This window comes from Nitrosomonas sp., from assembly GCF_019752095.1.
In the GTDB taxonomy this organism is placed as follows: domain Bacteria; phylum Pseudomonadota; class Gammaproteobacteria; order Burkholderiales; family Nitrosomonadaceae; genus Nitrosomonas.
This window is the reverse complement of sequence record NZ_JAIEMO010000038.1, coordinates 18,551-38,538: the sequence shown is the minus strand read 5'-3', so window position 1 is coordinate 38,538 and position 19,988 is coordinate 18,551. Positions and strand designations below refer to the sequence as shown.

Here is a 19,988-nt window from a genome sequence, read left to right as displayed (position 1 = left end):
CAATCAATGCCGTTAAATTCGCACAATTTAAAAAATAATTTTCTGATCTTGTTGCCAAGAAAGAACAAAATTAGAATTTTTGTGACTCTGGTTAAGAATGCTTAACTATCAAGAATATATTGAGTTTTAAAGGAACTGATTATGGCAACCATAACCGCAAGCGCTGAAAAAAAAATAAAAGAAATTAATTATTCTTGGGAAGGAAAGGATAAGTCTGGAAAGCAACTAAAAGGTGAAATGCGCGCCGCAGGAACTGTGGTTGTAACTTCCACTCTGCGCCGTCAGGGCATCAAAGTTACAAAAATAGAAAAAATGCGATCCAATGGCAGAATCATTGAGAAAGACATAACGTTATTTACGCGCCAACTAGCAACCATGATGAAATCGGGTGTGCCATTGCTACAGGCGTTTGAAATTATAGGGAAAGGCCATAGTAACAGGGCCTTGAGTAAGTTGTTGATGGATATTAAAGCTGATGTTGAAACTGGTAGTAACTTGACGGATGCATTTCGCAAATACCCACTTTATTTTGATGCTTTATATTGTAATCTTGTTGGTGCAGGAGAGGCCGCGGGTATTCTTGATACTATTCTAGATCGCCTAGCTACTTATAAAGAAAAAATTCAAGCTATCAAGGGAAAAATTAAATCAGCTCTTTTTTATCCTATTTCAATTATTGTAGTTGCATTTGTCATTACAGCGATAATAATGATTTTTGTGATCCCGGCTTTTAAAGATTTGTTTGAGGGTTTCGGTGCCGATTTGCCCGCTCCAACACTCTTTGTAATGACGATCTCAGATTTCTTTGTCGCCTATTGGTGGGCAATCTTTGGGATTGTGTGGGGGGGAATTTATGCTTTCTTTTATACCTGGAAAAGATCTGTTCCTATGCAGCGATTTATTGATCGTGTTGCGCTTAAGATTCCTGTTTTCGGAGAAGTAATTCGTAAAGCTACTATTGCGCGTTGGTCGCGCACACTTTCAACGATGTTTGCAGCAGGCGTTCCTTTGGTAGAATCATTAGATTCCGTCGCAGGTGCCGCTGGAAATTATATCTATTATGAAGCTACAAAGAATATACAGCTTGAAGTTAGCACAGGTAATAGCTTAATGTCATCTATGGCTAACAGCAATGTATTTCCCAACATGGTTATTCAAATGGTAGCTATTGGTGAAGAAGCAGGATCGCTGGATTCTATGCTCGGAAAAATAGCCGACTTCTATGAAGCGGAAGTTGACGATGCTGTTGCCGCACTTTCAAGTTTAATGGAACCTATGATCATGGTTGTTCTAGGAACACTTATTGGTGGCATGGTAGTCGCAATGTATTTGCCTATCTTTAAGATGGGCATGGTTGTTAGTTAACGCTATCTTAGGTAATCCAATTTATACAGAATAACCATGACCTTACTCACCATGCTGCAAGATTTTCCTACTTTTTTTATCTCCTTGATCGCGCTTCTTGGTTTAATGATAGGTAGCTTTCTGAATGTCGTGATTTATCGACTGCCCGAGATGCTTAAAAGAAGTTGGCTGCAGCAATGTGCAGAGTTACAGGGTCAAGCAAACAAAACATTGCCAACATTTAATCTTGTTACTCCGCGCTCAGCTTGTATTCATTGCGGACACAAGCTGAGCCTATGGGAAAACATTCCAGTGGTTAGCTATCTATTTTTACGCGGTCGTTGCTCCCAGTGCAACGTGCACATTTCTTCTCGTTACCCTATTGTAGAAGCTTTAACAGCCTTAATGAGCGGCATAGTTGCCTGGCATTTTGGATACGGTTTGATAACGATCGCGGCATTGATTTTTGTATGGGCGCTCATTACCTTGGCGATGATTGATCTCAATACACAACTATTGCCGGATGATATAACTTTACCGTTATTATGGCTGGGGTTATTGGTTAATATTAATAATGGCTTTACCGATATTCAATCAGCAGTTATTGGTGCCGCAGTGGGCTATTTTTCCTTATGGTCGATTTATTGGTGTTTTAAATTGTTAACCGGGAAAGAAGGTATAGGATTTGGTGATTTTAAATTATTATCCGCAATTGGTGCTTGGTTGGGCTGGAGTATGCTACCGCTGGTTATGCTTTTTTCTTCACTGGTTGCTACCATCGTAGGTGTTGGGTTGATCATCGCAGCAAAACTCAATAAGAATATTCCTATCCCATTTGGTCCTTATCTGGTTGGCGGAGCGCTTATCGCATTATTCTGGGGAGAAAAGCTTAATCATGCCTACCTTGGATTGTTCTAATCAATGACCTTTATTGTAGGACTAACTGGAGGAATTGGTTGTGGGAAATCAAGTGCTAGTCAATGTTTTGTGGATTTGGGTGTTGATGTTATTGATACTGACGTAATTGCTAGGATGCTAACTGAGCCTCACGGTTTGGCAATGAGCTCACTTAAAAATTCTTTTGGAGAAACCATGATAGCTGCAGATGGTTCTCTGGATAGGAAAAAAATGAGAGACTTAATTTTTTCTGATAGTAATTATAGGGTTACATTGGAAAAAATTCTTCATCCACTCATTCTTTCCGAAACTCTGCAGCAAGTCAAAAAAACTCGATCATCCTATATCATAGTCGTCATCCCGCTTTTATTTGAAACGGATGATTACGACAAAGTAATTCAGCACAGCTTGGTTGTTGATTGTGAAGAGCAACAACAAATATTGCGTACGATGGAACGTAGCAAGCTGACTGAACATCAAGTAAAAGCAATCATTGCAACACAGGTATCACGAAAGAATCGCTTACAAAAAGCGGACGATGTGATTGACAACAGTCAAGATCTTGCATATCTAAAAGCACAGGTAGTTAAGCTACACAGGAAATACCTGTCTTTGTCATAATAAACATTATGTTGCGACATGATGATCAAGAATTTAACTGGGAAACTTGCTTCTTTTGTGAAATAATCCTTCTCGGGCAAGACCTAATGTTTCTAATCCTTGTTGTGGACGCATAGTTGTGATTTGTTATGAACACCCGCTTAATGAGCGTATACGCACCCTCCTGCGACTTGAAGACCTGTTTAATAGAATTGATTTTTTTTCAACTAAAGAGAGCGCTTCTGAACATCATGCTTCGCTCATGGCTTTATTTGAAGTTCTAGAAATCACCAATCGTGCAGATATTAAATCAGATTTATTGCAAGAACTGGAACGGCAAAAACTGATACTCGAAATGTTACGAAAAAATCCAGATGTTTCTGAGGAAGCGCTTGATAGTGTCCTAAATGACATAAAAGTCACTTTCAGGGAAATACTGGACTTTCCCGGAAAAGTTGGCGAACACCTGCGTGGAAATGAATGGCTGATGGCGATTAAACAGCGAATTGGAATACCTGGCGGTTGTTGTGTGTTTGATTTGCCATCCTATCATTATTGGCTCAATTTAGATCCTGTACATCGGCATGAAGATCTTAATGAATGGTTGTCTCCATTTCAACCTATACGTAACGCATTCAGAATTGTTTTGTTACTATTGCGAAAGAGTGGAAGAACTCTAAGGGTGGTTGCGAATCAAGGTGTTTTTCAGCATAATGGCTCAGAATACTCAGCGCACATGCTAAGACTCAACATAAGTGATCAGCTTCCCTGTGTACCCGAAATCAGCGCCAACAAATATGCATTAAACATTCGTTTTATTCCGGCACAATCAGTGCAAAAAAACAAAGTTTATGAAGGCGACGTAACATTTGAAATAACCTTCTGCAATCTTTAGTTCCAGTTAAAATTTTTGGATTTATCAGAATAATAGCGCCGGAACTACCATCCTGATGCAATACGATTATTAATTTGCCCAACTGATTGTTTTCTTATTGACAAACATTCGTTTGAATTCAGAATAACGAAAGTTCGTTTAAAATTACTATCAATTCATTACTTCAATTAGAGGTGCTCCTTGGAAGATATACCGTTGCACATCATGCTGATTGCATTGGTGATCCTGTTGATTGTGTCAGGTTTTTTCTCGTTATCTGAAACCAGTATGATGGCAATTAATCGCTATCGATTGAGGCATCTAGCCAAGCAAGGCCACCGTGGCGCCCGATTAACGGTAAAATTACTTGAAAAAACAGATCGGCTGTTGGGTGTCATATTGCTCGGAAACAACTTGCTAAATACTGCTTCTGCTACGCTGGTGGCGGTCATTGTTGCCACACTCTTTGTGCAAGATGAGTTTGCGTTGTTTATGGGAACAATAGCGGTAACCTTCGCCATTCTCGTGTTTAGCGAAATCACTCCGAAAGTGATTGCTGCTGCTTATCCTGAGCGCATCGCTTTGGCAGCAAGTTATGTTCTGACGCCCTTGCTGATTATTTGTTACCCCATTGTGTGGTTTGTCAATTTGTTTGTGAGTGGATTATTGGTCCTATTTCGATTGAAGCCCCAGAGTGCAGAGCTTGAGCAGAAAATAAGTACGGAAGAACTTAAGATGCTAGTGCTGGAAGGAGGACACTTCATACAGCATAAGCACCAAAGCGTGCTGTTAAATCTATTTGATCTTGAAGAAATCACAGTTGACGATGTCATTGTTCCACGCAACCAAATTGAGGCTATTGATCTCAATGCTGATGATGAAGTTATTCACGCACAATTGTTAACCTGCCATCATACTCGCCTGCCAATTTACCGTGAGCGTATGGATAACATAGTTGGTCTTGTGCATGTGCGTAAGGTTCTGAATCAAATGCAGGGAGGGAAAATCACGGCATCAACTCTGGAGAAGGTCATGCGCAAACCTTATTTCATTCCTTCTGGTACCTCATTATTTTCGCAACTACAGCTATTTCAAGAAAACCAGAAAAGGGTCGGGTTGGTCGTTGATGAATATGGGGAATGGATGGGGTTGGTCACACTGGAAGATATTATTGAAGAAATTATTGGTGAATTTACTACTCAAGCACCTACCCAAACCAGTATTTTTCTGAAACAGGAAGATGGCAGTATCGTTGTCGAAGGAAGAACATTGCTGCGAGAATTAAATCGCAAACTTGATTTTCAGTTTCCGCTAGATGGGCCGAAAACTCTAAATGGATTAATTTTAGAATATTTTGAGGATATTCCAGAGGCGGGCACTGGTCTCAATATTTCCGGTTATCCAATGGAAGTTATTCAAACCAAAAATCGAACTGTAAAAACTGTTAAAATTTTTCCCGCTTCTGCTGAAGCTGAAACAAAGCAATCTGAGTAATCAGATTGGAAAGATACATTATTTAGCGTCACTACTACAACATGATAGACACACTCTGAACAATCCAGGTTGGACGGGAATAATAAAAGCAGTTATTCTGTCGCTCGGCAAACATTTAACTAGTTTGTTTATCAGAGCGCCCATAGCTCAGCTGGATAGAGTACCGCCCTCCGAAGGCGGGGGTCGCACGTTCGAATCGTGTTGGGCGCGCCAAAATCCGTCAAAAACTGCTATCATAAGTATTTGCTTTCAAGCGCAAATGTGCTGTTAGTTATTTTACTGCTTAGTTTTTCTAGTCTATGTGGCGTTGAATATTTGGTCATGGAATCAACTGAATACAGAATTACTCTGGTGAGATTAGACCCACTTCTTGAATCTGGTAATAATAGCAATTATTGATCAATCGATCGATTGATGATTTCCTATTTATGTATTGGGTATGGTAAGGTGTAAAAGATGTTCTTTGGCAATTTCTTTGCCATATAAGATGCTAATTTCTAACCAAATAAGCAATATATTTTTTAGCGGACTCAAAACTGTATTGTCTGAAACAGCTGCATCATGAATTATCTTGCTCTGAAGTGAGCCTCAAGATTTCGCTATGTAATTAAACCAAAAGTGTAGTTGGTATCCATGGCATCTATTAAATCAGAAACGATAATATTGTTCGGAGAAGTTCTGGTAGACATATTCGATGATCGAAAAGTGTTTGGAGGTGCTCCGTTTAATGTTGCACGTCACTTGCAAGCATTTGGGCTGCATCCGGTATTAATATCGCGTATCGGAAATGACGAACTGGGTTGTGAACTACTTGCTCAGATCAAAGATGCCAATATGGACGATTGTGGTATACAGCGTGATAATTTACATCCGACCGGGCAAGTAATGGTTCACCTGGAAGAACGTGGACATCGCTTTGAAATTTTGCCGGAACAGGCTTATGACTTCATCCATGCAGGTATGGCGGATAGGGTTTCTTCGACCATATGCCCGCAATTAATTTACTTTGGTACCTTGGCTCAGCGCAACTCAATATCCGCTCATGCTTTGGTAACATTGCTTCGCAGTAACAAGGCGCCACGCTTACTGGATATCAATTTACGTAAACCTTGGTATGACATGCACACCATAAAACATTCTTTAATACATGCAGACTTGGTTAAGATAAATCAGGAGGAGCTGGATGTATTGGTGCCACTTTTCCGGCTACCTGGCATAAATCGAGTACAAAAAGCAGCAGCGCTGATAAAACACTTTAACTTGGATAGTATGCTGGTCACCTGTGGTGAAGAAGGTGCTTGGCAACTCGGCAAAGATAGTAAAGTGACAAATATAGATGGATTGGTGTCTTCGCGTCCTGTGGTGGATACAGTCGGTGCTGGGGATGGTTTTGCTTCTGTGTATATACTGGGTCTGTTGCGCGGGTGGCCTATCATGCTTACCTTATTGCGTGCAAACGCTTTTGCCGCTGCTTTGTGCGAAATACGGGGAGCTATTCCTGATTCTTCTGATTTTTATGGATCGTTTATTGCGGATTGGAAGACATAACGATGGACTCGATCAATAATGAGAATACCTTGTATATTTTGATGATCAGTACGCATGGATTGATCAGAGGAAATAATATGGAGTTGGGTCGTGATGCCGACACGGGTGGGCAAATCACCTATGTGGTGGAGCTGATGCGCGCATTGGCCCGCCATCGCGAGATCGGACAAGTGGATTTGTTGACGCGGTTGATCGAAGATCCCGCACTGTCGCCAGATTATTCCCAGCCCGTTGAAGAAATCGGTGATGGCGCGCGTATTCTGCGCTTGCCTTTCGGCCCATCGCACTATGTACGCAAGGAACTGCTGTGGCCTCATCTTGATCAGCTGGCGGATCGCAGTCTGCATTTTTTGCGTCAACAAGGCCGATTGCCGGATCTGATTCATACACATTACGCGGATGCCGGATACGTAGGTCAACAGCTATCGCAGCTACTTGGCATACCTCAGGTACACACGGGTCACTCATTAGGACGTCCCAAACAATTACACTTGCTGGCGAGTGGTCGCAAGAAACAAGCTATTGATCGTCAATTCAATTTTGAGCGACGCATCACGATAGAAGAGGATTTATTGGTTAACGTTGCGATGGTGATCACTAGCACTCGACAGGAAGTTACCGAGCAGTACGGTATGTATCACAATCACGCAAGTGGCCGTTTTGTAGTGATCCCTCCGGGTACCGATATTGCTCGTTTCTCACCACCGGGGCGTAGGAAAATCAACGCTAATGTCGTTCATATGGTGGATAAATTTCTTTCTGATCCTGTCAAGCCGATGATACTTGCAATCTGTCGTCCTGCCATTCATAAAAATCTGAAAGGATTGATCAATGCTTACGGAAGTAATCCAGCATTACAAGAGAAGGCCAATCTGGTCATCGTCGCAGGCAATCGCGACGATATACGCGAACTCGATGAAGCATCACAAAAAGTACTGAGGGAACTGTTGCTGGACATTGATCACTTTGACATATGGGGTAAGGTTGCAATACCCAAGCATCACAGCGCTGAAGACATTCCAGAGTTATATCGCCTTGCTGCACGTCGTCGCGGCGTATTTGTTAATCCGGCATTAACCGAGCCTTTCGGCTTGACCCTGATTGAAGCAGCCGCCAGCGGCCTACCCTTTGTGGCCACGGAAGATGGTGGACCTCAGGACATTGTGGCCAATTGCTGTAACGGGTTACTGGTAAATCCTCTTGATCCAGCCGCTATTGCTTCTGCACTTGATAGCGTGCTATCGGATAAACAGCAATGGCGATTGTGGGCAAAGAATGGCGTTACAGGAACACGCCGCCATTATAGTTGGGACGCTCACGTCAGTAAGTATGTGAGAGAGGTGCGCAGGTTGCTGCGCCGCGATCGCAAACGTATGCGTCGGCAGATTGCGTTTACCATGCAAGATGGTAAATCGCCCATGCCGTTGGCGCGTAAGGCGCTGATCAGCGATATAGACAACACTTTGATAGGCAATAGAAAGGGATTGCTGCAACTAGTCGACTGGTTAAAAAATCACACAGGATCGATAGTCTTCGGTATTGCCACTGGACGCTCTCTGGAAAGCGCGGTCAGTGTACTCAAGAATGCGCGGGTTCCAATCCCCAATGTATTAATCACCTCAGTCGGCAGTGAAATTAATTATAGTTATAAGCTTCAACCGGATATTGGCTGGGCGAATCGTATCGCGCACTTGTGGCGACGGGAGGCGCTGGAGCAAGTATTGTCCGAGATTCCTGGGTTGACACTTCAACCTGTCGAGAATCAACGTAAATTTAAGCTGAGTTATAACGTGGCGCCAGAGCAGATGCCATCTTTGCATGATCTTTGCCAGCTACTGCAGGAACATCATTTGCATGCGCGGCTTATATACTCGCATGAGGAATTTCTGGATGTGTTGCCGGTACGTGCTTCCAAAGGGCATGCTATCCGCTATTTGGCTTACAAATGGGGATTACCTCTGGAAAATTTTTTGGTCGCGGGTGATTCAGGTAACGATAAGGAAATGTTGCTTGGTGATACGCTGGGTATAGTGGTTGGCAACTATGGTGCGGAACTTGAGCAGTTGCGCGGTATGGAACGAATATATTTTGCTCAGGGCCATCACGCGGATGGCATTCTTGAAGGGCTGGCGCATTACGGCTGGCGGTCTATGGATAGCTGAAAATTCTAGGTATATAAAATCATGTATGAACAGATTTCGCACTCATTGCTTAATGATATTTTGGTTGAGTTGAGGCAAAAATCAAAGCCACAGAATCTGCAACTCTTTTATACGCGATTAGGCGCAAACTTCTATGCGATTTATTCGCTATTCAATACGCTTTATGGGAATCGGCCAGATTTCAAAGAACAGATGCGGAATCTGGTAGAAACACTTATGCGCCAATACGCTACTAGACCCAGCCATCTCAAGAAAACAGACTTGGAGCGCGAAAAAGATCACAATTGGTTTCTAAGCCAGAAATGGGTGGGTATGGCACTGTATTGCGATGGATATGCCGACAATCTGCAGGGTATGCTACCCAGATTAAGTTACCTGCAAGAATTAGGTGTTAACCTGGTACACATTATGCCTATTTGTGATTGCCCTGAAGGCAAGAGCGATGGCGGCTATGCTGTTAGAGACTATTGCAAGATTGATAGTCGATTCGGCACCTTTAAGGATTTTGATAAACTAGTTGACAGCATGAAAAAGCGCGACATGTTACTAGTGCTGGATGTGGTGGTTAATCATACTTCTGATCAGCATGAATGGGCTGAAAAAGCGCGTGAAGGTGATAAAACCTATCAGGATTACTACTTCACATTTGATGATCGATCAATCCCTGACATCTATGAAGAGTCAATGCCGGAAGTATTCCCGGAAACTGCGCCGGGCAACTTCACTTGGGATGAAAAGATGGGTAAATGGGTGATGACTGTATTTAACCACTATCAATGGGATTTAAATTATCAGAATCCGTCAGTACTCATAGAAATGCTGGACATTCTTTTGTTTTGGGCTAACCGTGGTGCCGATATTCTACGGCTTGATGCGGTAGCATTTCTCTGGAAAAAAATAGGTAGTTCTTGCCAGAATGAGCGTGAAGCTCATCTGATTTTGCAGCTAATGAAAGATTGTTGCCAAGTTACTGCCCCAGGCGTGTTGTTTATTGCAGAAGCTATTGTCTCGCCCACCGAGATTATTAAGTATTTTGGCGAAGATGCTATCAATGCGAAAGAGTGTGAGATTGCCTACAATGCTACTTATATGGCGCTGCTGTGGGATGCTGTGGCGACAAAAAAGGCCATACTGCTTAATATCGGTATACAGAATATTCCTCAGAAACTTGAACGAGCAACTTGGCTCAATTACGCACGTAGCCATGATGATATTGGCTTGGGGTTTAGCGATTCCGACATCGTTTCTGCTGGATATGAACCATTATCGCATCGACGTTTTCTGGTTGATTATTTTACTGGAAATTTTGAAGGGTCTCTGGCAGCCGGACTTGCTTTTGGAAGAAATTTGGAGACGGGCGATGCACGTATTTCGGGATCGCTCGCTTCGCTCGCAGGACTTAAGCACGCGCTGGAAAATAATGACGTTAATGCTACGAATATGGCTATTAAGATTATTCTACTGTTACACGGAATGATCCTTTCGTTTGGCGGAATTCCGATGCTTTATTATGGAGATGCCATCGGAACGCTCAATGATGATTCTTATCTTAATGATGAATCAAAGAGCACGGATAATCGTTGGGCACACCGTCCCAAAATGGACTGGAACAGAGCAATGTTAAGAACACAGCCAGGAACAGTCGAATACAGCATTTTTTGTGCGGTAAAGAAAATGATTGCTGTGCGCAAGGAAGTGCCAGCTTTTGCAGATAGAAACAATCGCGAATTATTGAACGTAGACAATCCCCATCTTTTTGTGTTTTCACGATTTGATCAAATCAATAACAGCCCACGAGTTCTGGTGGTTGGAAATTTTGATGATGAGCCGCAACCTTTAAAGCTATCCCCGCTCCAACATATGGGTTTTTTTCAGCACGAGTTAATCAAAGATTTAGTAAGCGGAGAAACCCTGCATGTGACAGATGAAAGCTTAATTTGTCCTGCACGGTCTTTTTATTGGTTGCAAGCATAATAAAAAGTATGCGATCAGATTTTTGCAACTCACGAGTGGGGAGAGATGATATTCCATCGAACCTGTTGATTTAAAATTACATTGATTCATTGAGAACCGAGGTTTGCTTCAATCATAATTTAGCTTCAAGTAAAAGTTTCCTAGAGATAAGTAATTGCGATTTTAGCAAGGTATACTTGCAACAGCTCTAGCAAACTGTTTGTTGAATGAACATTGATTCACAGTCCTTGATACCTCTTTTTGCCATTCAGAATTAATACGTAGCGAGATGTTTACCGGAATCATACAGGCAGTGGGTGAAATAACTCAGACTCAACCCAATATGGATCATAGCAATAATGGGCTATCCTTAAGTATTTTTACTGGAGAGCTGGATCTGAGCGATGTGAATGTCGGTGATAGTATTGCTGTGAACGGTGTTTGTCTCACGGTTACTTCATTGACCGTTAATAAATTCACTGTGGATGTTTCGCAAGAAACACTAAACTGTACTCAAGGACTTAATCAGACCGGTATACGCGTCAATTTGGAAAAAGCTTTGCGCTTGTCGGACCGATTGGGTGGCCACTTGGTTAGTGGCCATGTGGATGGAATTGGTATCGTAATTAAATTTGAACCCGCTGGGGAGAGTTATGAGTTGATCATTCGGGCGCCAGATTCAATATTGCGATACCTGGCACATAAAGGCTCGATCACAGTGAATGGAGTTAGCCTGACAATTAATCAAGTTGAAGGTAATGAGTTTTCCATCAATCTTATTCCGCATACTTTAGCGATGACCACTTTAAATGAGCTGGCGCCAGAAATACGTGTAAATTTGGAGACTGATATGTTGGCGCGCTATGTGGCAAAGTTGTTAAATATCTAACGTCATTCGGAAAAAATGAATATGAGTATCAGTGCGATTCAGGAGGTCATTGCAGATCTGAAGCTGGGTAAAATGGTCATCCTGATTGATGAGGAAGATCGCGAGAATGAAGGCGACTTGGTTCTTGCTGCTGATTTTGTAACACCGGAAGCCATCAATTTTATGGCTACCCATGGCCGAGGGTTGATTTGCTTAACCTTAACCGAAGAAAAATGCCATCAGTTAGATCTGCCTTTAATGGTATCTTCTAATCGTGCGCCGCTGGGTACCAATTTTACACTTTCCATTGAATCCGCCAGTGGCGTCACTACGGGTATTTCGGCGGCGGATCGTGCGCGCACCATTCAAGCTGCTGTTAATAAAGATGCGAAACCAGAAGACATTGTACAACCCGGGCATATTTTTCCGCTGATGGCCCAGAAAGGTGGAGTGCTGATGCGTGCCGGACACACCGAGGCGGGCTGCGACTTAGCCAGGATAGCGGGTTTGACTGCGGCTTCGGTAATCTGCGAAATTCTAAAAGAAGATGGCAGTATGGCGCGGTTGCCAGATCTCATAACTTTTGCACATAAACATCAACTTAAAATTGGTGCAATCTCGGATTTAATCGAATACCGTAATCAAATCGAAAGCCTAGTTACCCGTGTTGCTGAGCGCGTCATCCAAACTTTGCATGGCGAATTTCAGTTAGTGGCCTACCGTGATGAGATAACGCATATGACCCATTTGGCATTGGTCAAAGGTAAAATAAATCCCGCAACCGAAACATTGGTGCGTGTGCATGAACCATTGTCGGTGATTGATTTATTGGATATTAATGACAGCACGCATTCCTGGAGTATTCATGCTGCGATGAAATTGATTGCTGAGGCAGGGTGTGGTGTTATCGTACTATTGCATCGAAAAGAAAGTTCAGCCAAACTGATCGAACGCATCCAGTTGCAGGGACCCCATTTCCCCAACGCGATTAAGACAGATCTACGCGATCATGGTATTGGTGCACAAATACTTAAAGATCTTAGTGTAGGAAAAATGCGTTTAATGGCAGCCCCAAGAAAAATGCCCAGTGTGACAGGATTTGGATTGGAAGTGACGAGTTATGTTGAGACACACGGGTAATATTTTAACTTTATATTAATCAGTTTTAGGCTAAATAAACAGGAGTCTGGTATGTCGTATTATGACAATATTCTTGAATTTGAACCGAATCTGGATGGATCAGATTTACGCGTGGGTATTGTCATGAGCCGTTTTAATATTGATATTGGTGAAGGGCTGTTGAGCGCTTGTACCGCAGAGTTGAAAAAAAATGGTATGCAGGATTCAAATATTCTCATTGTAACGGTACCGGGTGCATTAGAAATTCCGCTCACGATGAAAAGAATGGCTATGTCCGATCAATTTGATGCGATGATCGCACTGGGTGCGGTGATACGCGGTGATACCTATCATTTCGAAGTAGTTGCCAACGAATCCGCGCGTGGTTTGCTTATGGTACAGCTCGAAGTTGAGATTCCTATCGCTAATGGCATATTGACGACCGATAATGAAGATCAGGCGATTGCACGGATGAGTACTAAAGGCATGGAAGCAGCCCAAGTTGCGCTGGAAGTGGCCAATTTGCATATCAGAATTGATGAATTCGAGATATGAACGGCACACTTCCTGACATAAGCTCTCCCACAGACAAAAAAACGGAGAAGTATAAAAGCCGTCGCCGGATTGCGCGTGAATTTGTATTGCAGGGCATCTATCAATGGCGCACTGCGGGCGGCACAACAAGTTTTATCGAACAGCAGTTGCGCGAGTCCGACGAATTCAGGCATGTCGATGATAAACATTTTACCCATGTGCTGCAGGGTGCATTGCAAAGTGTGGATGAATTGGAAAAAATCATCCAACCATGCTTGGATCGGCCCCTCAATGAACTGAGTCCGGTAGAGTTTGCAATTTTATTATTGAGTACGTTCGAGTTAAGTCATCATCCGGAAATCCCTTATCGTGCCATTCTCAATGAAGCGATTGAATTAGCTAAAACCTATGGGGGTAGTGACGGACACAAATACGTAAATGGCGTACTGGATAAACTGGCTGCTCGATTGCGTAGCGTTGAGATTCAAGCGCAAAAAGCGACTAAAAATCGCGCGTAGTTTTCCAGCATGCATTCAGAATTTGATATTATCCGTCGTTATTTCAAACGGCCTGCTTCGACCGCAGTACTGGGAATCGGTGATGATGCAGCACTGATTGCAGCAACAACAGGAACCGAATTAGCCATTTCAACGGATACGTTGGTGTGTGGTAAGCATTTCTTTCCTGAAGCTGATCCTTACAGGCTCGGATACAAATCCCTGGCAGTTAATTTGTCCGATATGGCCGCGATGGGCGCTAAACCGCGATGGGTACTGCTGACATTAACATTGCCGGAAGATTTGGTTAAGCAGAATATTGCTTGGTTATCTAAATTCAGTGAAGGTTTCTTTGCTTTGGCTGATTTACACCAAATCGAGTTGATCGGAGGAGACACTACCGCCGGGGCGCTGAATATCGGAATACAAATTATCGGTGAGGTTACAGCAGGTAAAGCATTACGTCGAAGTGGCGCCAAGCTGGATGATGACATTTGGGTTTCCGGTCAAATAGGTGATGCGGCTTTGGCGCTACAGCATGAATTGCGGCAATTCACTTTGCATCCCGTTGAGATTGAGCAATGCTTGCCAGCGCTCCTGACACCGACTGCTAGAGTGGAGCTTGGTCAGCGTTTGATTGGCCTGGCGCATAGTGCCGTCGATATCTCGGATGGATTGATGGCCGATTTGGGGCACATTTTGACTGCTTCCGGAAAAGCAGCCTGGATTAATCTGACCGATATACCATGCTCCCCAGTATTGAGAAAATACCGCCAGCAATCAGTAGCGATGAGTTGCTTGCTGGCTGGCGGCGATGATTATGAGTTATGTTTTACGGCGCCGAAAATAAATCGCCGGAAGATTGAAACGCTTGCCGCCGAGTTGGCCATCTCGCTCAACCGCATCGGTAAGATTCATTCCGGTACAGGTTTAATTGTGAAAGACGCGCAGGGAAACACAATGACTTTGGAAACCCAAGGATATGACCATTTCAGAATCTGATATTCACAATCCATCCAGTGCCTTATCTCCACCAATCCGACCGAATGTGGATTTTCTCTACAGCCATCCTGCCTATATGATTGCATTCTCCGGTGGAGCCGGATTAAGTCCTATTGCACCAGGAACGGTGGGAACATTGGTCGCTTTTCCATTATTCTCATTGTTTAATCATTATCTTAGCCCTTTTTATTTTTTGTTGCTTATTGACATCCTTTTTATCATAGGCATTTGGGCATGTGGTCTAACTGGCAAAGCACTGAGAGAGCCTGATCATAGCGGCATGGTGTGGGATGAAACTGTGGCATTCCTCTTGGTATTATATTTCACCCCGGATCACTGGGCCTGGCAAGTGGCTGCATTTGCATTGTTTCGTCTGTTTGATATCGTCAAGCCCCAGCCCATTCGCTATTACGATCGTAACCTAAAAGGTGGGTTTGGCGTCATGTTCGACGATTTATTAGCCGCATTCTTCACACTTCTATGCTTGGCCGGATGGAAAACGTGGGTGTTATCTGAAGGCTATTTTTGACTTTGTTAGTCTTTTAACCTCAACGATTATCCGCACCATTCATTCAAACCTCGGATTTGTTATGCAACCAAGAAATAACATACCAACGTAATCACCATCGCACCGATAAAATTCAATGCCGCCCCCTCTCTGACCATATTGGCAATAGAGATGTGACCACTGCCAAAGACGATGGCGTTTGGTGCGGTCGCAACGGGCAACATAAAGGCGCAACTCGCACTCATTGCAGCGGGCACCATCAGCAGGCTTGGCTCAATGCCTGCCGCCAACGCAGCGGGCGCCAGAATCGGCATCAACAATATCGTGGTTGCGGTGTTACTGGTAGCTTCCGTAAGAAAAGTCACACTTAGTGTGATGACGGCAATGATTATCAGTGGGTGCAAGTTGGCGAGAACCGCCAATTGATCGCCGATTGCGCGGGATAGTCCGGATTCTACAAAGGCCTGAGCAATGGAAATACCTGCGGCAAACAGGATAAGAATGCCCCAGGGCACTTTCTCTGCGGTTTCCCAGTCGAGCAACTTGCTGCCGCGACCGTTAGGTACTAAAAACAAAATCACCACAGCAACTAATGCAACAATCGCATCATTCGCGCCTTTGAGATCAAACCAAGTGCTCCAACCGCCGAATGGTTCAAGGCGCGTAATCCACGCTAAGGCAGTCAAACCAAAAATAATCAGTACGCGGCGTTCTTCGGGGCGCCAGTCACCCGCCGGAGGAATCACCAATACGCCACGATAATCCAATTTGCGCGTGAGCCACAGCCCGGCAATTGGGATAAAGATCACCACGACGGGTAATCCCCAGCTCATCCACTGTGAGAAACTCACCGCTATTCCGGTGAAATTTTCATATTGTTGAATGAAGACCAAGTTTGGTGGTGTACCGATGGGCGTTCCAAGACCACCGATATTGCTGCCGTAAGCAATCGCCAATAGCAAAGGGATGGCTAATTTTTTATCCGGACTCTGTGCAATGACCGCCAGTGCAATTGGTAGCATCATTAACGTCGTTGCAGTATTCGATATCCACATGCTTAACACGGCAGAGGCTACCATAAATCCCAGTACAATCCGGCGGCTACTGGTTCCACCGACCAGATTGACCATCCCGAGCGCAATCCGCCGATGTGCGCCGGAACGCTCCATTGCTGCTGACAAGATAAAACCGCCAAGCATCAACAAAATCAGCTCGTTGCCATACGCCATGGCTATTTTTTCCTGCGGTAATACACCAAGGAGCGGGAAAACCGCTAGTGGAATAATGGAGGTTGCAGGAATAGGGATCGGCTCAAAAACCCACCAAACCACGCACAGAATGGCCACAGCTCCGGTCCAGCAGGCGTATTCTTCCCAACCAAACTGAGACATGGCAAAGAACATAGCGATTGCAAGCAAAGGACCAACAATCAAAGCCCATTCGCGATTGGGAGTAATGGTCATAAAATTTAAATTCTAGTGATGATAAATCTGCAACAGATGCTGTGCATCAAAGGATTTGCATCATGCCGGAGTGGGGGAGGTGCGTCAATCATGCTTTATGAGACTGAAGCAATGTAGGTACTATGTTCTTTTATGAAATGTTACTGAACGCTCGGCCATGCCGACGTGAGCAGAATTCAGTTCAATATTTGATTTGCGACCAAATGTTTGGTTTCGGGGGATACGAGATAACCAAATATCGACGATGAGGTCAAAATAGTTTCATTATCACAGTGATGAAGAAAATCGTAATCGGAAATGGAAATAAAAAACAGCCATCGGTCACCCGACGGCTGTTAGCTCCCAGTGGAATCTATTACAGATCCAATTGAGTTGCGCCTAAATTATCTAATTGCTGATGCATCTTCATTAAGATTAAGTCGCGCTTTGTTGACTGCTGGATTACCTTGATCCATTGCTATTTTCTTATGCAGGTCTGCATGATTCAGACTTTCTGCCAACACGGTCTCGTATTCGCGAATATTCGCGGTGGTGTGTGATTTAAAATCCTGTCCTCGTCTACCATAGTAATAAGGATGTGCCTCGTATTCTTCGAGTGCTGCTTTATTTTTTTGCAATTTTGTTTCGGTTTCCTTGGCAACACTTTCATAATATTGCGCCAATGCGGCATGATTGTTGTCATCAATACCTTCTACTGCGAATACTGATGAAGCAGTTAAGCTAAATGCCAAAACAGAGATTAGTGCTAAGAGTTTTTGTGCTTTCATGATCAGTTCCTCCAGTGGTAAGTTGATGACTGTCATAATAACTGCACTTAATGCAATGAGTATATTGGGGAAACCCTGTTTTTTATCTAATGGTTTCCATTGGAAGCTAGGATTGTAAGGTGCTATTCCGGGTTTAATCTGGCAGTCATCTTTACCAGATGATGGGACTATACGGTTTGATAGAGGTATCGATCAAATGAATGATTGACCAATTCATGCGCCCGCTATTTCTCTTTTGACCGGATTTCCCGTCTCGGCGCTTGTTTATCTGTGGGCTAACATTTGGATCCAGCGGGGCGTGGTTAGGTTAACATTCAGCGAAACGTAGCGTTGATGCATAAGAAAAACACAAAAACCTGAACAGCGCTTAGTATCTCGGAGGGCAAATCTATTTCGAAAGTCTGTTTCCAAAACGTAAAGCCTGTTACGTCGTGGATGTGGCCAATTTTTTGCCCGTTCTGGAAGATGTCAAAACGCATCTTAAAACAATTGCTTCTTTTTACTAAATTGTAGCGCTGATTATTCACATCAATTTCCCATCTGATCTTTTTTAAAATATATACATTTGCCGATGCCAAGATCTTTTCTCCGTCTATCAAGAGAAATTTCAGGTCATTTCCACGCACGGCCCGGTTACTGAGAAGTTCATATTCCACCGTGTACTCTCGCTCGGGTAACTGGATTTTCACAAAGTCTTGTAGACAATAAGGAGCAGCATCATTCGTCGGGCTGTTTCTTGGAGCCGCAAAGTATGTTGGTAGCTTTAAGATCCCAATCGATGAACGATTAATGTCAGAGAGAAAGTACTTAAATTTGGAAAAGCCACTTTCTGCGATGATCATGTTGTGGCCAACCCAATTATCATTTGATTCCCAAAATAATGTGATATATCGATTGAAATTTCATCATAGTAAGCTTTGTTGGATCAGAGAAATATGCTGCAACCATCACCAGGGCTTATTAAGCTAGACGTAATCAACCTAGACAAAGCTCGCGCGAGTTAATTTTCCGGCTTGCAAATCGCGATATGCTGAATCAGCCCATCCGAGGTGAAGTAAATGTGTTCCAGCCCATGTCGTGTCACTGATTCGCTGGTAGAGGCATCCGTGCCGGTCATGGTAAACGCGAATTCAACACTACTTTTTTCATTGTTGCGATATTCCAGGACTTCCCAATGCACATCAGGAAAGCGGGTGAAAAAGCTGGTCATCATGGTATGAATGGCATCGCTACCTTGGTATGTTCCGAAATAAGCGGAGTGGTAGGTGGCATCACTCGCAAACAAGCATTTTATGCGGGTAAGATCGTGATCGTTGGACAATGTCACGTATTTTCTAGCCAGCTCAATGAATTGTTGATTAGTCATGGCGTTCTTCTGTTAAAAATTCACAAGATTGTGCATTGTAAATTACGCAGCCTTCGATTCTGCGCGAGTGAAAATCCATTCATCTTGACTACTGTTTTTTTCATCAAATTGATAGCCTGAAACATCAAATTCTTTAATGGTTTCAGGGTCTGTAAGTTTATTCTGGATGATATAGCGGCTCATCATACCTCTGGCTTTTTTAGCAAAAAAACTGATGATTTTATATACTCCATTTTTTTCGTCTTTAAAAACAGGGGTAATGATACGCGCTTCCAGATTTTTCGTTTGGATGGACTGAAAATATTCATTGGATGCCAGGTTAATTAGAATACTATCTTTCTGTTGCTTTAAATCTTGATTCAGTGCTGGGGTAATTTTGTCGCCCCAGAACTCATACAGATTTTTGCCGCGCGAGTTTTTAAATTGAGTACCCATTTCCAGCCGATACGGTTGCATCAGATCCAGTGGATGCAACAAACCATATAATCCGGACAAAATACGCAAATGATCTTGTGCAAAAGCCAATTCAGCAGCAGTCATCGTCTCGGCGTCCAAGCCGGTATACACATCTCCTTTGAATGCGAAAATGGCTTGTTTGGAATTCTTCAACGTAAACGGGCGTTTCCAGGTGTGGTAACGGTTTGAATTCAAAATACCCAGCTTGGGGCTGATTGACATCAATTGGCAGATTTGATCCGGTTCCAGTTTTCGGAGCGCATCGATCAGCTTGGCGGAATCAGCGAGAAAGATAGGCTGCGTAGATTTCCGAGTGATGGGTGGGGTTTCAAAATCCAGTGTTTTGGCCGGTGAGATAACAATAATCATATATTTTCATCCCGAAATAAAAAATATTATCAGATTTACTCGCTGAGTAATCTCAAATCGGCGATTAGATCGTTCGTGACGATAAACAGTATACTGTCTCAGTAAAAATAGAGAGACTGACTGAAAATAGGCCGGCGGCACAAGCACCACCGCAATCCAGCAAGAAA

19 protein-coding genes and 1 tRNA gene are annotated in these 19,988 nt (G+C 43.4%); 15 read left to right on the top strand and 5 right to left on the bottom strand.

Annotated features, from left to right (window positions below; translation table 11 throughout):
- Window positions 1-141: 141 nt before the first annotated feature.
- From K2Q13_RS11565 to K2Q13_RS11495, 15 genes are all read left to right on the top strand, one after another.
- A complete protein-coding gene (locus K2Q13_RS11565; RefSeq protein ID WP_292921282.1) occupies window positions 142-1,365 on the top strand; it encodes a type II secretion system F family protein in 1,224 nt (407 codons plus the stop codon).
- A 36-nt stretch (window positions 1,366-1,401) separates the two neighbouring features.
- Window positions 1,402-2,262, top strand: coding sequence for an A24 family peptidase (locus K2Q13_RS11560; protein ID WP_292921281.1), 861 nt, complete (start codon window positions 1,402-1,404; stop codon window positions 2,260-2,262).
- A gap of 3 nt (window positions 2,263-2,265) precedes the next feature.
- Complete coding sequence (gene coaE / locus K2Q13_RS11555) at window positions 2,266-2,862, top strand: dephospho-CoA kinase (RefSeq protein WP_292921280.1); 597 nt, start codon at window positions 2,266-2,268, stop codon at window positions 2,860-2,862.
- 118 nt (window positions 2,863-2,980) lie between these two features.
- Window positions 2,981-3,736 (top strand): cell division protein ZapD, encoded by a 756-nt coding sequence (zapD, locus tag K2Q13_RS11550; protein WP_292921278.1) that lies wholly within the window; start codon window positions 2,981-2,983, stop codon window positions 3,734-3,736.
- Window positions 3,737-3,925: 189 nt separating this feature from the next.
- Window positions 3,926-5,209, top strand: coding sequence for an HlyC/CorC family transporter (locus tag K2Q13_RS11545; protein WP_292921308.1), 1,284 nt, complete (start codon window positions 3,926-3,928; stop codon window positions 5,207-5,209).
- 136 nt (window positions 5,210-5,345) lie between these two features.
- Window positions 5,346-5,422, top strand: a tRNA-Arg gene (locus tag K2Q13_RS11540).
- A gap of 420 nt (window positions 5,423-5,842) precedes the next feature.
- A complete protein-coding gene (locus K2Q13_RS11535) occupies window positions 5,843-6,757 on the top strand; it encodes a carbohydrate kinase (RefSeq protein ID WP_292921277.1) in 915 nt (304 codons plus the stop codon).
- Window positions 6,758-6,759: 2 nt separating this feature from the next.
- The gene (locus K2Q13_RS11530) at window positions 6,760-8,919 is read left to right on the top strand and encodes an HAD-IIB family hydrolase (RefSeq protein ID WP_292921275.1); all 2,160 of its coding nucleotides are present in this window, start codon (window positions 6,760-6,762) and stop codon (window positions 8,917-8,919) included.
- Window positions 8,920-8,940: 21 nt separating this feature from the next.
- Entirely contained in the window at window positions 8,941-10,893 is a 1,953-nt protein-coding gene (locus K2Q13_RS11525; protein ID WP_292921273.1) for an amylosucrase, read from the top strand.
- A 268-nt stretch (window positions 10,894-11,161) separates the two neighbouring features.
- Window positions 11,162-11,761, top strand: coding sequence for a riboflavin synthase (locus K2Q13_RS11520; protein WP_292921272.1), 600 nt, complete (start codon window positions 11,162-11,164; stop codon window positions 11,759-11,761).
- Between the two features lie 21 nt (window positions 11,762-11,782).
- Window positions 11,783-12,880 carry a bifunctional 3,4-dihydroxy-2-butanone-4-phosphate synthase/GTP cyclohydrolase II gene (gene ribBA, locus K2Q13_RS11515; protein WP_292921271.1) on the top strand — a complete coding sequence of 366 codons (1,098 nt, stop codon included), beginning with the start codon at window positions 11,783-11,785 and terminating at the stop codon, window positions 12,878-12,880.
- A 51-nt stretch (window positions 12,881-12,931) separates the two neighbouring features.
- Window positions 12,932-13,414 (top strand): 6,7-dimethyl-8-ribityllumazine synthase, encoded by a 483-nt coding sequence (gene ribH, locus K2Q13_RS11510; RefSeq protein WP_292921270.1) that lies wholly within the window; start codon window positions 12,932-12,934, stop codon window positions 13,412-13,414.
- A complete protein-coding gene (nusB, locus tag K2Q13_RS11505; protein ID WP_292921268.1) occupies window positions 13,411-13,911 on the top strand; it encodes a transcription antitermination factor NusB in 501 nt (166 codons plus the stop codon). The genes ribH and nusB overlap by 4 nt, the downstream gene beginning before the upstream one ends.
- Window positions 13,912-13,920: 9 nt before the next feature.
- Window positions 13,921-14,892: a thiamine-phosphate kinase gene (gene thiL / locus K2Q13_RS11500; RefSeq protein WP_292921266.1), complete on the top strand. Its 972-nt coding sequence runs from the start codon at window positions 13,921-13,923 to the stop codon at window positions 14,890-14,892.
- Entirely contained in the window at window positions 14,873-15,421 is a 549-nt protein-coding gene (locus K2Q13_RS11495) for a phosphatidylglycerophosphatase A (protein ID WP_292921265.1), read from the top strand. The genes thiL and K2Q13_RS11495 overlap by 20 nt, the downstream gene beginning before the upstream one ends.
- Window positions 15,422-15,480: 59 nt before the next feature.
- Here the strand turns inward: K2Q13_RS11495 and K2Q13_RS11490 are convergent, their stop codons facing one another.
- From K2Q13_RS11490 to yaaA, 5 genes are all read right to left on the bottom strand, one after another.
- Window positions 15,481-16,863, bottom strand: a complete 1,383-nt coding sequence (locus tag K2Q13_RS11490) for an SLC13 family permease (protein WP_292921263.1) — start codon at window positions 16,861-16,863, stop codon at window positions 15,481-15,483.
- A 383-nt stretch (window positions 16,864-17,246) separates the two neighbouring features.
- Window positions 17,247-17,666: a hypothetical protein gene (locus K2Q13_RS11485; protein WP_292921261.1), complete on the bottom strand. Its 420-nt coding sequence runs from the start codon at window positions 17,664-17,666 to the stop codon at window positions 17,247-17,249.
- Between the two features lie 278 nt (window positions 17,667-17,944).
- Window positions 17,945-18,472, bottom strand: a complete 528-nt coding sequence (locus K2Q13_RS11480; RefSeq protein ID WP_292921260.1) for a hypothetical protein — start codon at window positions 18,470-18,472, stop codon at window positions 17,945-17,947.
- 158 nt (window positions 18,473-18,630) lie between these two features.
- Complete coding sequence (locus K2Q13_RS11475) at window positions 18,631-18,996, bottom strand: nuclear transport factor 2 family protein (RefSeq protein WP_292921258.1); 366 nt, start codon at window positions 18,994-18,996, stop codon at window positions 18,631-18,633.
- Window positions 18,997-19,038: 42 nt separating this feature from the next.
- Entirely contained in the window at window positions 19,039-19,821 is a 783-nt protein-coding gene (gene yaaA, locus K2Q13_RS11470; RefSeq protein ID WP_292921256.1) for a peroxide stress protein YaaA, read from the bottom strand.
- Window positions 19,822-19,988 lie beyond the last annotated feature (167 nt).